We start from the raw sequence: 11,699 nt of genomic DNA, 5'->3' as shown, positions 1-11,699 counted from the left end.
CCCCCCCCCCCGCCCCCCCCCCCCCCCCCCCCCCCCCCCCCCCCCCCCCCCACTACCGGACACAGACGCCCCCTTCGCGTTTTCCCTACGGAACGGTATGCTGCTGCGAGCGGTTCTGGCGGATACTGTCCGCGCCGCACCCATCAAAAACGATTCCTGGAGGGGGAATATGAGTCTGGATCGTCCCTGGCTGCAGAGCTATCCGAAAGGCGTTCCCGCCGAAATCGACATCAACGAGTTCCATTCGGTAGCTTCGGTCTTCGACGCTTCCGTCGCGAAATTCCGCGACCGTCCCGCCTACTCCAGTTTCGGCAAGGTCCTCACCTACGGCGAAACCGACGCCCTGGTCGAGCAGTTCGCCGCCTACCTGCTGGGTGAGCTCAAGCTCAAGAAGGGTGACCGCGTCGCCCTGATGATGCCCAACTGCCTGCAGTACCCCATCGCCACCTTCGGCGTGCTGCGCGCCGGCCTGACCGTGGTCAACGTCAACCCGCTGTACACCGCGCGCGAGCTGAAGCACCAGCTGGTCGACGCCGGCGTCAGCGCGCTGGTGGTGGTGGACAACTTCGGTGACACCGTCCAGCAGGTCATCGCCGACACCCCGGTCAAGCACGTCATCACCACCGGCCTGGGCGACCTGCTCGGCCTCAAGGGCACGATCGTCAATTTCGTGCTCAAGTACGTCAAGAAGATGGTGCCCAACTACCATCTGAAGGGCGCGGTGCGCTTCCGCCAGGCACTCAAGCTCGGCAGCCGCCACACCCTGCCCAAGGTCGAGATCGACCACGACGACGTCGCGTTCCTGCAGTACACCGGCGGCACCACCGGCGTCGCCAAGGGTGCGATGCTGACCAACCGCAACCTGATCGCCAACATGCAGCAGGCTTCGGCCTGGATCGGCGCGTCGGGCATCGAGCCGGGCAAGGAGTGGATCATCACTGCCCTGCCGCTGTACCACATCTTCGCGTTGACGGCCAACGGCCTGGTCTTCATGAAGTTTGGCGGCTGCAACCACCTCATCACCAACCCGCGCGACATGAAGGGCTTCGTCAAGGAGCTCAAGTCGGTGCGCTTCACCGCCATCACCGGCGTCAACACCCTGTTCAACGGCCTGCTCAACACCCCCGGCTTCGACACCGTCGACTTCTCCTCGCTGAAGGTGACCCTGGGTGGCGGCATGGCCGTGCAGCGTGCGGTGGCCGAGCGCTGGAAGAAGGTGACCGGGGTGACCCTGGTCGAGGCCTACGGCCTGACCGAGACCTCGCCGGCGGCCTGCATCAACCCGCTGGACCTGAAGGAATACAACGGCGCCATCGGCCTGCCGATCCCGTCCACCGATGCCTGCATCAAGGACGACAACGGCAATGTCCTGGCCATGGGCGAGGTGGGCGAGCTGTGCATCCGCGGCCCGCAGGTGATGAAGGGCTACTGGCAGCGCCCCGACGAGACCGCCACCGCCATCGATGCCGGCCAGTGGCTGCACACCGGCGACATGGCGAAGATGGACGAGCAGGGCTTCTTCTACATCGTCGACCGCAAGAAGGACATGATCCTGGTGTCCGGCTTCAACGTGTACCCGAACGAAGTCGAGGACGTCATCGCGATGATGCCGGGCGTGCTGGAAGTGGCCGCCGTCGGTGTACCGGACGAGAAGTCCGGTGAAGTCGTGAAGGTGGTCATCGTGAAGAAGGACCCGAACCTGACCGCCGAAATGGTCAAGGAGCACGCACGGGCCAATCTCACCGGCTACAAGCACCCCCGGATCGTGGAATTCCGCAAGGAACTGCCGAAGACCAACGTGGGCAAGATCCTGCGCCGCGAACTGCGCGATACGCCCGCCCCGTAAGGGTCTGCTCCAGGTTGAATGCTTTCAGGCCCGGGTCGGCAACGACCCGGGCCTTTTCGCATGCGTGGCCACGTGCCCGGTGTAGCATCGCCGCGTGTGTGGACCGTTCGGCCCGCCGGCCACCACTTCTCTCTACGGGCCGCATGCCGAGGACACTTCAATGAGCACCATCGAAAAGCTGCCGACCAGTGGTTCGCCCTACGCCACCATCCGTACGGACGACCGCAACAACGACACCGCCCACTGGCTGTTCATGCATGCCGATGCTGCGACGGGCATCCGCCCGTGCTGCCGCAAGGACATGCTGGACGAAATGTGGAGCTACATGAGCGCCATCACCCGCGGCCCGGCGCAGCGCCACAGCGGGCAGCTGCGCCACTTCGTGCTGGCCTCCGATGCCGCCGCGTACAACCTGGGTGGCGATCTGGACCTGTTCACCCGTCTGATCCGCGAAGGCAACCGCGACCTGCTGCTGACCTACGCCCAGCGCTGCGTGGAAGGCGTGCACCACCTGCACACCGGCTTCGGCGGTGACGTGCGTTCGATCGCGCTCATCCAGGGCGATGCGCTGGGCGGCGGCCTGGAAATGGCCCTGGCCTGCCACACCATCGTGGCCGAGGAAGGCTGCGGCATGGGCCTGCCGGAAGTGCTGTTCGGCCTGTTCCCGGGCATGGGCGCTTATTCCTTCCTGTGCCGCCGGGTGTCGCCGCAGCTGGCCGAGAAGATCATCCTCGATGGCCGCGTCTACAGCGCCGAGGAAATGCATGCACTGGGCGTGGTCGACGTGCTGGTGAAGAAGGGCGAAGGCCGCGCCGCCGTCGAAGACATGATCCGCCAGCAGCAGCGTCTGCCGCAGTCGTACCTGGCCATGAACGCGGCGCGCAACCTGGCGCAGGCGGTCAGCTACGACGAACTGCTGGAAATCACCAAGGTGTGGGTCGACTCCGCGCTGGCCCTGGGTGACCGTTCGCTGCGCACGATGGATCGCCTGGTGAAGGCACAGACCCGTCGCGCCGGCCTCGACGCGGCCTGATTGCTGTCCTCCCCCTCTGGGTTCAAGCCCGGCTGGCCACCGGGCTTTTTTTCGCGCTCGCGCGACCAAGGCAGTAGATCCACGCCATGCGTGGATGCCTTGCGTCGCGGACCCAGTAGATCCACGCCGTGCGTGGATGCCTTGCGTCGCGGACCCAGTAGATCCACGCCATGCGTGGATGCCTTGCATCGCGGACCCCGCGGAATGCAGCCGAGCATGGCCCGGCACTACATCGAACGAAGGCAGTCGAGCACGCTCGACTCTACCGTTCCATGTCGTCGGCGGCACCGCGGGCCCTGCGCTCGGCGCGCGCGTCCAACGCGTGACGCCCTTCCTTGATCGCGCCCTGCAGTACGGCCAGGCGCGCGCGCCACTCGGCCTTGAGCTGCCAATCGGCCATCCGCATCAGTTCGCCGGCGCGGTTGGCGGCGCGCACCAGGCCCAGGTTGCCGGCCACGCCCTTGATCGCGTGGGACTGCTCGCGGAAGGCATCCCAGCGACCAGCCTCGCCCTCGCCTTCGGCCTTGCGCAGGCAGTTGTCGGCATCTTCCAGGCACTGGCGGATGAACTCCCGCTCGAACCCATCGCCCATGCCTAGTGAAGCCAGCTCGTCCAGCACGCCGGTGTCGAGCACGCCATCAAGGTTGGTGGCGGTACGCACGATCGGCGGCGCCGACGCCTTCAGCTGGGCGTTGTTGGCGATCTCCGCCAGGGTGTCCAGCAGCCGCACGGCCACGACCGGCTTGGCCAGGAACGCGTGCGCGCCGGCCTGTGTGCAGCGCTGGATCGCCTCCGGGGTGACGTCGGCACTGAGCACCAGCACCGGCGTGCGCGGGCCGCCACCGGACTGCATCACCCGCAGCTCCTTCAGCATGTCCAGCCCACTCATGCCTGGCATGTGCAGGTCGACGATGGCCGCGTCGAATTCGCTCTCGGCCAGCGCATCCAGCACCGCCTCGCCCCCATCGACACACATCACCTTGTGCCCGGCCTTCTGCAGCAGCCGCTGCAGCACCATGCGATTGGCCTCGTGGTCGTCCGCCACCAGGATCTGCATGCTGCGCACGCGGGCCCGATGGCGCAGGAAGGGGTCGGCGAAGGCGATGACGTTGCCACCCGGGCCCACGTCTTCGCCGGTGGCCACGCTCGGCACCGCACCGGCCACCACCGGCTGCGGCGGCGCGAAGGGCAGTTCAACCCAGAAGTGGCTGCCCTGCGGCGGGTTGTCGAGGTAGCCGATCTCGCCGTCCATGGCCTCGACCAGGCCCTTGGCGATGGTCGTGCCCAGGCCGGTGCCTTCGTGGCGACGGGCCATGCTGACGTCGGCCTGCTCGAACGCTTCGAACAGCCGCGGGCGCATCGCCACCGGAACGCCGATGCCGGTATCGATGATGTCGAAGCGCAGGCGCACCGAACCCTGGGTGTCGGCGTGGACGAGGCCCACGCGCACTTCCACCTTGCCGTGATCGGTGAACTTCACCGCGTTGCCGGCCAGGTTGAGCAGGATCTGCCGCAGGTGACCGACGTCGCCCCGCAGCGTGGCCGGAACGTTCGCAGCCACCTTCACCCGGTAATCGAGATGCTTGGCCTTGGCCTGTGGCAGCAGGATCAGGCCGATCGCCTGGACCACGTCGGCCAGCACGAAATCCTCGGCCACCACGCGCAGCTTGCCAGCCTCGATGGCGGAGATGTCCAGCACCTCCTCGACCAGCGCCAGCAGGCTGCGGGACGAGGCCTGGATGGTGTTCAGGCACTCGCGCTGCTCATCGTCCAGGCGGGTGGTGGCCAGCACCTCGGTCATGCCACTCAGGCCGTTGAGCGGGGTGCGGAACTCGTGGCTCATGTTGGCCAGGAAGCGGCTCTTGGCTTCACTGGCGCGGCGCGCCTCGGCCATGGCCTTGGTCAGCTGCTTGAGCAGGGTCGAGAAGTACAGCGGCACTGCGGCCAGCCCCAGCCAGAGGCCGATGGCCAGGCGCAGGTTCTGTTCCCAGTACGGGGTCAGCAGCACGGTGCTGCCGAAGCTGACCATCGCCATCGCCACGGCGACGTAGAGGTAGTTGTTGCCAAAGCGCATGCCGTTGCCGACGGTCACCCACATCACCACGATGTAGACCCACGACAGCGGCTCGCCCATCTGGATCATGCCCGCGGCGATCAGCCCGTAGTCGGCCAGCATGCCCAGCACACGGCGCGGGTCCGAACGCCCGGGCTTCCACAGCAGCCAGCCGAACAGCAGCAGCGACAGCGACAGTCCGGTCAGCACGATGGCCAGCACGCCCACGTACTGGTCGTGCGGCAGATCGTGGCGCGGTGCCGGCAGCAGCACATAGGCCAGGATCAGGCTGATCAGGACGATACGGACGATCTGCTGCCCATGCTCGCTGTCGTGGCGCTGGGACAACCGCAGGCGGGCCCGCGACAGCAGGGATGTCACGCGCCCATCCCCGGCCGCGCCGACGCGGTGGAATGCTCGGCGCAGATCTGTTCCAGCGCTTCGCGGCCACGCAGCAGCGCATCCACGCAGCGCGGGTCGAACAGGCGCCCGCGCTGGGCGTACAGGTACGCCAGGGTTGCCTCGAACGTCCACGCTTCCTTGTAGGGGCGCGGCGAGATCAGGGCATCGAACACATCGGCGACCGCGACGATGCGCGCTTCCAGCGGAATCGCGTCGCCGACCAGGCCATCGGGGTAGCCGCTGCCGTCGTAGCGCTCATGGTGGCGCAGCGCGATCAACGCGCCGACCTGGATGAAGCGGTTCTGGCTGCCGCTGAGCAGCTCATGGCCGATGCGCGGATGCCGGCGCATGATCGCCAGCTCCTCGTCGTTGAGCTTGCCCTGCTTGAGCAGCACCGCGTCGGGAATGGCGATCTTGCCCATGTCGTGCAGGGGCGCCGCCATCTCGATCAGCTTCACCTCTTCCTCGGGCAGCCCCAGCTGCTCGGCGATCAGCCCGGCCACGCGCGCCATGCGCTCGAGGTAGGCACTGGTGCCGGCATCACGGAACTCGATGGCGCGCGCCAGCCGCGAGAGGGTCTCGCGTTCGCGCTCTTCCACCTCGTGCATGCTGGCCAGCAGCCGCTGTTCCAGCGACAGCGCGCGTTGCTTCACGTTCTCGGCCTGCTGGCGCAGCTGCAACAGGTTGTAGCAGCGCGCCCGCAGCTCGCGCGGGCGGATCGGCTTGACCAGGAAATCGATGACGCCCGCTTCCAGCGCGGCCTGCCGGATCGGCTCGTCGCCGACCACGGTGATCAGGATCACGGGAATATCGCGGTGCTTGGGCAGCCGGCGGAAGCGGCGGGCGAATTCCAGCCCGTCCATCTCCGGCATGCGGTAGTCCAGCAGCAGCAGGTCAACCGGGTACGACTCGCACCAGGCAAGTGCGGTGAGTGGATCACCAAAGTCGTGCACGCTCAATTCGGGCGCGATGTCTTCAATGACATGGCGCAGCATCGTCCGTGCGGACGTCTGGTCATCGACGATGACGATGTTCAAGGCGTTCTCTGCCTGCCTTCTCGACCACGCTGGAAGATCCGCCAGCGAGGATACCCCGCCGCTGCGCACACTGGCACCCTGCATAGGCACGACTCCCGTCACGAGCGTCCCCGGTTCATGATCGTCGTCACAATGTGAAGCGGGTTCTCCACATCGCCCCTCCCCAACCCCATCAAGCCACAGTGGGTGTCAAGGCCATGCAACAACCATACGCCGAGTAAGCATCGCGTCAATGGCGCCGTCCGGATCCGGAACGGCGCGCACAGTCGGGAGCGGTACTGCGTCTTACTGCTCGGGGCGCATGTACGGGAACAGGAGCACGTCGCGGATCGAGCTGCTGCCGGTCAGCAGCATCACCAGGCGATCCACGCCGATGCCCAGTCCACCGGTCGGGGCCATACCGTACTCCAGCGCACGGATGTAATCGGCGTCGTAGTGCATGGCCTCGTCGTCGCCACCTTCCTTCGCGGCCACCTGGGCTTGGAAGCGCTGCGCCTGGTCTTCCGGATCGTTCAGCTCGGAGAAGCCGTTGGCCAGCTCCTTGCCGTTGACGAACAGCTCGAAGCGGTCGGTGTAGCCCGGATCGTTGTCGTTGGCACGCGCCAGCGGCGAGACTTCCACCGGATGATCGGTGATGAAGGTCGGCTGGATCAGTGTGTGTTCGACGGTCGCTTCGAAGATTTCCAGCAGCAGCTTGCCCCAGCCGTAGGACGGCTTGACGCGGATCTTCAGGCGCTCGCAATGGCGCAGCAGCGCCTCGCGGTCGGTGCAGTCGGCCGCCGAGATTTCCGGATTGTGGTGGCGCACCGCCTCGTCCATGCGCCAGCGGCGGAAGGCCGGGCCCAGGTCGATCTTCGCCCCGTCCCATTCCACTTCGGTGCCGCCGTTGACGGTGGTGGCCACGTCACGGATCACGCCTTCGGTCAGGTCCATGATCTCGTTGTACGTGGCGTAGGCCTCGTACAGCTCCATCATGGTGAATTCCGGGTTGTGGCGGGTGCTGACGCCTTCGTTGCGGAAGTTGCGGTTGATCTCGTACACCCGCTCCAGGCCGCCCACGGTCAGGCGCTTGAGGTACAGCTCCGGCGCCACGCGCAGGTACAGGTCCAGGTCCAGCGCGTTGTGGTGGGTGGTGAACGGCTTGGCCGCTGCCCCGCCGGGGATGTAATGCATCATCGGCGTCTCGACTTCCAGGAAGTCGCGGTTGTCCAGCCACGCGCGCATGGCGCGGATGATCTTGGAGCGCTTGATGAAGACCGCGCGCGATTCCGGGGTCACGATCAGGTCGACGTAACGCTGGCGGTAGCGCTGCTCGACGTCGGCCAGGCCATGCCACTTGTCCGGCAGCGGGCGCAGCGACTTGGTCAGCAGGCGGATCGATTCGGCCTTGACCGACAGTTCGCCGGTCTTGGTGCGGGTCAGGGCGCCTTCGACGGCGATGATGTCGCCCACGTCCCAGCCCTTGAAGGCGGTGTAGGCATCGCCCAGCGTGCCGCCCTGCAGGAACAGCTGGATGCGGCCGGACTCGTCCTGGATCTGCGCGAAGCTGGCCTTGCCCATGATGCGCTTGGCCATCAGGCGGCCGGCCATCTTCACCTGGCGGCCGTTGCCTTCCAGGGCCTCGGCGGTCCAGGTGTCGGCATCGGCGAATTCGGCCTGCAGCTGCCCGGCGAAGTCCTCGCGACGGAAGTCATTCGGGTACGCGATGCCCTGCCCACGCAGCGATTTGAGTTTCTCACGGCGCTCGGCGATCAACTTGTTTTCGTCGACGGGGGGGGTATCGGTAGCTTCGCTCATGGATCTGCGGGAATCGTGTAGTGAGGGGGAGGTTGCACCCGGCACAGCCGGTTGCCCAGCATACCAAAACCGCCCTGCCCCGGCCCCGCCGCAGCCGGTAGCGCCGGGCCATGCCCGGCGATCGGTCGCCCAGAATCCGCCGGGCGTGGCCCGGCGCTACCTCAGGCGTTCCCGGGAAACGCCTGCCGCAGTTCTTCCACCAGCACCCGCTGGTTCTCCGAATAGTCCACCGGCACCGACACCAGGTGCACCCCACCCTCGTTGAAGGCCGCTTCCAGGGTCGGGATGAACTGCTCGATGGCCGTCACCTCGTGGCCCTTGCAGCCGTAGGCCTCGGCGTACTTCACGAAATCCGGGTTGCTGAAGGTCATGCCGTAGTCGGTGAAGCCGTCCACCGCCTGCTTCCAGCGGATCATGCCGTAGGCGCCGTCGTTGAGGATCAGCACCACCAGGTTCAGGCCCAGCCGGCGCGCCGTTTCCAGCTCCTGGCTGTTCATCATGAAACCGCCATCGCCGCAGACCGCCAGCACCCGTCGCTGCGGATACAGGATCGAGGCCATGATCGCCGACGGCAGGCCCGCCCCCATCGTCGCCAGGGCGTTGTCCAGCAGCAGCGTATTGGCCACCTGGGTGCGGTAATTGCGCGCGAACCAGATCTTGTACATGCCGTTGTCCAGCGCCACGATGCCGTCCGGCGGCATCACCTGGCGCACGTCATGCACCAGCCGCTGCGGTGTGAACCCGTCCTCCTCGGCACGATCAGCGAGGTGCTCCAGGATGGTCGCGCGCAGCGGCAGCAGCGCATCGGCGTTGGCCACGGCACCTTCGATGCGGTCGCCGAGCTGGGTCAGCGACCGGCCGATGTCGCCGATCACCTCCACCTGCGGGAAATACACCTGCTCCACCGCCGCCTGCGAATAACCGATATGGATGACCGTCGGGCCGCCCGGGCGCATCACGAACGGCGGCTTCTCGGTCACTTCGTGGCCGATGGTCACGATCACGTCGGCCTGGTCGATGGCCATGTGCACGTAGTCGCGCTCGGTCAGCGCCGCAGTGCCCATGTACAGGCCCGAGCCACCGGCCACCGCGCCCTTGCCCATCTGCGTGGTGAAGAACGGAATGCCGGCGCGCTGCACGAAAGCCGACAGCGCCTCGCTGGACTGCGGCCGCGACGCCGCCGAAGCGATCATCAGCAGCGGCCGCTTTGCGGTACGGATGATCTCCGCCGCGCGGTCCAGCGCTTCCGGGCTGGCAATCGGCCGGTCCACCGCGTGGGTGGGAATCAGCGCCACGCTCTCGACTTCGGTGGCGGCGATGTCCTCGGGCAGCTCCAGCAGCACCGGGCCGGGGCGCTCCTCCTGGGCCACGCGGAAGGCCTCGCGGACGATGGTCGGAATGGTCCGTGCCGAGACGATCTGCCGGGCCAGCTTGGTCAGCGGCTTCATCGTGCTGACGATGTCCACGATCTGGAAACGCGCCTGCTTGCTGGCGACGATGCCCTTCTGGCCGGTAATCATGATGACCGGCCACGCCCCCAGCAGCGCATAGGCCGCGCCAGTGGTGAAGTTGAGCGCGCCGGGGCCGAGGGTGGCCAGGCACACGCCCGGCTTGCCGGTCAGGCGGCCGTACGTGGCCGCCATGAACACCGCCGCCTGCTCGTGGCGGGTGATGACCAGCTCGATGCTGGAATGGCGCAGCGACTCGACCACGTCGAGGTTTTCTTCGCCGGGAATACCGAAAATGCGCTCGACGCCTTCGTTCTCAAGTGCGGCGACAAGCAGATCTGAACCCTTTGACATTGGAATGCCGTCCTTTTCGCTGGACTGATGGTGGATCGTTGCAGGAAGGATGGAAGCCGCGCGTCAACGCTTGTCGAACCAGACCGTCTGCGCGTTGACGAATTCGCGGATGCCGAAGTGCGAGAGCTCGCGGCCGAAGCCGCTCTTCTTCACGCCACCGATCGGCACGCGCGGGTCGGATGCCGAGAAACCGTTGACGAACACGCCGCCGGTCTGCAGGCGGCGCGCCAGCTGCATGGCCCGTTCACGGTTGCCGGTCCACAGGTTGCCGCTCAGGCCGAACTCGCTCTGGTTGGCCAGCTCCACCGCGTGGTCGGCGTCGCGTGCGCGGGTGATGGAGGCAACCGGCCCGAACGTCTCGGTATCGAAGGCCTGCATGCCCGGCTCCACGCCGGCCAGCACGGTCGGCGCGTAGAAGCTGCCCGGGCGGTCCAGCTGGTGACCGCCGACCAGCAGCTGCGCACCGGCATCGACCGAGGCACGCACCTGTGCATCCAGCTGTTCCAGCAGGTCCTGACGGGCCATCGGGCCGATGCGGTTACCGGCTTCGCGGCCATCACCAATCGTCAGGGCCTGCACCTTCTGGCAGAACTGCGCCACGAAACGGTCGTACACCGCCGCTTCGACGATGATGCGCTTGCCGGCAATGCAGACCTGCCCGGTGTTCTGGAAGCGCGAAGCGACGGCTGCATCGACGGCAGCATCGAGATCGGCGTCTGCCAGCACGATGAACGGATCAGAACCGCCCAGTTCCAGCACCACCTTCTTCAGCGCCTGCCCGGCCTGGGCGGCAATGCTGCGGCCCGCGGCCACGCTGCCGGTGAGGGTGACCGCGGCGATGCGGTCATCGGCGATGGCCGCACTGGTGCCCTCGCGGCTGATGTTGGCCGCAATGAAGGTGCCGTCCGGCAGCCCGGCCTCGCGCCAGGCGGCATCGAGCAGCTGCGCGGTGCCGACGATGTTCTCGGCGGGCTTGAGCAGGAAGCCATTGCCGCCCATCAGGATCGGCACGGCCGCCCGCATCACCTGCCAGTACGGGAAGTTCCACGGCATGATGCCCAGCACCACGCCCAGCGGCAGGTAGGACACGTAGGCCTTGTCGTTGGCCACCTGGGTGGGTTCGTCGCGCAGGAACTGCGCACCGTTTTCGGCGTACCAGTCGCACAGCAGCGCGCATTTTTCGATTTCGGCCAGCGATTCGGCGTGGACCTTGCCCATTTCGGCGGTGGCCAGTGCGGCCAGCGGCTCGCGGTCGCGGCGCAGGACGGCCGCCATCGCGCGCAGCACGGCAGCGCGCGCCTCCAGCGGCTGGGTGCTCCAGGCGGCAAAGCCTGCCTGGCCACGCTGCAGGAGGGTTTCAAGTTCGGCGGCGGTGGCGAAGGGATGGCTGGCGATCTGCTGGCCGGTGGCCGGATCGCGGGAGATGGCGGTGGTGGGGGCAGTGGACATGCAGGTCTCCTGTTGTCTCGAGAACGGGCGGGCAGCCCGCCTCCTGCACAGGAATGTGGACCTGTTCGATGGCAGCAACAAGGCGTCTGCTTATCCTGTGACCTGCAGTTACCTGTATAGGGAGGGGGGTCATGGCAGGGCTGCGCCCTGCACCCGCTCAATGCAACGTCAACGTCAACGTCAAATGCGTGCATTCCGTGGGTTGGCGGGGCGGGTCCGGTTGAGGGGGACGCCGTAAACCTGTGGTGGTCAACCATTTCTGGACACTCTCAAGGGGTGT

Annotated in this window: 7 protein-coding genes; 2 read left to right on the top strand and 5 right to left on the bottom strand. The window is 66.8% G+C overall.

All coding sequences use genetic code 11. The features are described from left to right. The first annotated feature begins 169 nt into the window (after window positions 1-169). Both IAE41_RS20205 and IAE41_RS20200 read left to right on the top strand, forming a co-directional pair. On the top strand, window positions 170-1,846 hold the full coding sequence (locus IAE41_RS20205; protein ID WP_200734334.1) for a long-chain fatty acid--CoA ligase: 1,677 nt from the start codon (window positions 170-172) through the stop codon (window positions 1,844-1,846). A gap of 160 nt (window positions 1,847-2,006) precedes the next feature. Then, complete coding sequence (locus IAE41_RS20200; protein ID WP_079221765.1) at window positions 2,007-2,879, top strand: crotonase/enoyl-CoA hydratase family protein; 873 nt, start codon at window positions 2,007-2,009, stop codon at window positions 2,877-2,879. Between the two features lie 262 nt (window positions 2,880-3,141). On the opposite strand, the gene IAE41_RS20195 is transcribed toward IAE41_RS20200, so the two are convergent. The 5 genes from IAE41_RS20195 to IAE41_RS20175 form a co-directional block, all read right to left on the bottom strand. Beyond that, on the bottom strand, window positions 3,142-5,313 hold the full coding sequence (locus tag IAE41_RS20195; protein ID WP_079221764.1) for a response regulator: 2,172 nt from the start codon (window positions 5,311-5,313) through the stop codon (window positions 3,142-3,144). Next, entirely contained in the window at window positions 5,310-6,455 is a 1,146-nt protein-coding gene (locus tag IAE41_RS20190; RefSeq protein ID WP_200734333.1) for a two-component system response regulator, read from the bottom strand. The genes IAE41_RS20195 and IAE41_RS20190 overlap by 4 nt, the downstream gene beginning before the upstream one ends. Before the next feature lie 201 nt (window positions 6,456-6,656). Further along, window positions 6,657-8,168 (bottom strand): lysine--tRNA ligase, encoded by a 1,512-nt coding sequence (lysS, locus tag IAE41_RS20185; protein WP_108746620.1) that lies wholly within the window; start codon window positions 8,166-8,168, stop codon window positions 6,657-6,659. Between the two features lie 161 nt (window positions 8,169-8,329). Then, window positions 8,330-9,970: an acetolactate synthase large subunit gene (locus IAE41_RS20180; protein WP_200734332.1), complete on the bottom strand. Its 1,641-nt coding sequence runs from the start codon at window positions 9,968-9,970 to the stop codon at window positions 8,330-8,332. 63 nt (window positions 9,971-10,033) lie between these two features. Further along, on the bottom strand, window positions 10,034-11,419 hold the full coding sequence (locus tag IAE41_RS20175) for an NAD-dependent succinate-semialdehyde dehydrogenase (RefSeq protein ID WP_200734331.1): 1,386 nt from the start codon (window positions 11,417-11,419) through the stop codon (window positions 10,034-10,036). Between the last annotated feature and the right edge of the window lie 280 nt (window positions 11,420-11,699).

Source organism: Stenotrophomonas sp. S39 (genome assembly GCF_016624665.1).
Classification (GTDB): Bacteria; Pseudomonadota; Gammaproteobacteria; order Xanthomonadales; family Xanthomonadaceae; genus Stenotrophomonas.
Note: the sequence above shows the minus strand (reverse complement) of the source record. Positions and strands in the feature narration are given on the sequence as shown.

Excerpts from the sequence above, each read along its gene's own strand:
- IAE41_RS20205 (WP_200734334.1), top strand. The coding sequence starts at position 170 with ATGAGTCTGGATCGTCCCTGGCTGCAGAGCTATCCGAAAGGCGTTCCC.
- IAE41_RS20200 (WP_079221765.1), top strand. The coding sequence starts at position 2,007 with ATGAGCACCATCGAAAAGCTGCCGACCAGTGGTTCGCCCTACGCCACC.
- IAE41_RS20190 (WP_200734333.1), bottom strand. The coding sequence starts at position 6,455 with ATGCAGGGTGCCAGTGTGCGCAGCGGCGGGGTATCCTCGCTGGCGGAT.
- lysS (WP_108746620.1), bottom strand. The coding sequence starts at position 8,168 with ATGAGCGAAGCTACCGATACCCCCCCCGTCGACGAAAACAAGTTGATC.
- IAE41_RS20180 (WP_200734332.1), bottom strand. The coding sequence starts at position 9,970 with ATGTCAAAGGGTTCAGATCTGCTTGTCGCCGCACTTGAGAACGAAGGC.
- IAE41_RS20175 (WP_200734331.1), bottom strand. The coding sequence starts at position 11,419 with ATGTCCACTGCCCCCACCACCGCCATCTCCCGCGATCCGGCCACCGGC.